We start from the raw sequence: 1,463 nt of genomic DNA on the forward strand, positions 1-1,463 counted from the left end.
GTTTTCCAATTATCGTGTTCGTTTGGCTATCGTTGGCGACTTCTCAAAATATACCCGCAAGAGTATTCATGACTTCATTTTAGAAAGCAACAAAGGCAAACAAATCAACTTTGTTACTTCTCAGTCAGAAGCTATAAAAGTACTGTCTACTAAATGATCACGGGTAAAACAGAATTCTCTTGTGGTTGGTGCGATGTAGAACGAAGTGTAATGGCGACTACCCAAAGGGGAAATCATCCGTTAAAATTGACGACCTTGGGTTTAGAATTGCCAAGAACAATATTGAATAAATAACGGCCCGCTAACACGGCACATAAGCAAAGCTTTGACTGCGCCCCGCTAACCTCACATGCAAGACCGTTATGCGACATTTTGAGCCACCAACCCCCACCATCAATAATGACTACTACAAGACTTCATTATTTATCTGGCATCATACTAGCTGTTTTTATCGGGCTCCATTTATTCAACCACCTCTATAGCATTGCAGGGGCTGACCAGCATATAGAAGTTATGAAAGGCCTGCGCCTTTTTTATCGCAACGCGCTTGTGGAGAGTCTTTTATTGATGGCCGTGCTTGTGCAAATCGTATCGGGCATAAAGCTCTTTAAGAAAAACCAAAAGGCTGCTGTCAGTAACTTCGACAAACTGCATCTTTGGACAGGACTTTACCTGGCAGTCTTCTTTGTCATTCATGTAGGTTCAGTATTAGTTGGTCGTACTGTTTTGCACCTGGACACCAACTTTTATTATGGTGTGGCAGGATTGAATACCTTTCCTTTCAACCTGTTTTTCATTCCCTATTACGGGCTTGCCACTATTTCATTTTTCGGGCATACGGCAGCGATTCACAGCAAGAAAATGAAACAGGCTGTCTTTGGCTGGACACCACAAAGTCAGGCAATAGCAATTTTGGCCTTGGGCATTATCGTAACAGCCTTTATGTTTTATGGCTTGACCAACCATTTTCAAGGAGTGGAAATCCCGACCGAATACAATGTGCTTATTGGAAAATAAAACGAATGCAAACACCGTATTGCCGCTATGCAGAGGGTATGCTTATCTTTCCAAAAAACAATCTTTTTAGCTGTAAAAGGTAACAAGCTGTTGCAACGCGGTCTATCCGCACAGCGGCAATACTTTCCATGTTGTGCGTCATTCAAACAATTCAGAAATGAGATTAGCGGTAACACTCCTTTTATTTTTCATTGCCCTGCGGGTAAGTGGGCAGACTGATTTAGAGAAGCCCTTCCAAGATTGTAGAATACAAGGAAGTATCACCTTATATGACTACCAGGCAAAAAAATGGATATCCAGTAATATCCATGACAGTCATGTCGGAACGCTTCCGGCATCCACTTTTAAAATACTCAATACCTTAATTGCACTTGAAACAGGTGTCATTGCTGATGAGAATGAAATTGTCAAATGGCCAGGAAAAACGGATACAATCAAATACGGCT

Annotated in this window: 3 protein-coding genes; all 3 read left to right on the forward strand. The window is 41.6% G+C overall.

Going from position 1 to position 1,463, the window contains the following annotated elements; translation table 11 throughout:
* Nucleotides 1–157 (forward strand): DUF4180 domain-containing protein (locus OB13_RS20495; protein WP_461492047.1); only part of this gene is annotated, 157 nt, incomplete at its 5' end.
* Between the two features lie 242 nt (nucleotides 158–399).
* Nucleotides 400–1,017, forward strand: a complete 618-nt coding sequence (locus OB13_RS20500; protein ID WP_461492045.1) for a succinate dehydrogenase/fumarate reductase transmembrane subunit — start codon at nucleotides 400–402, stop codon at nucleotides 1,015–1,017.
* 157 nt (nucleotides 1,018–1,174) lie between these two features.
* Nucleotides 1,175–1,463: penicillin-binding transpeptidase domain-containing protein (locus OB13_RS20505; protein WP_461492046.1), on the forward strand; the 289-nt coding region annotated here is incomplete at its 3' end.

This window comes from Pontibacter sp. HJ8 (assembly GCF_054824225.1).

Excerpts from the sequence above, each read along its gene's own strand:
- OB13_RS20500 (WP_461492045.1), top strand. The coding sequence starts at position 400 with ATGACTACTACAAGACTTCATTATTTATCTGGCATCATACTAGCTGTT.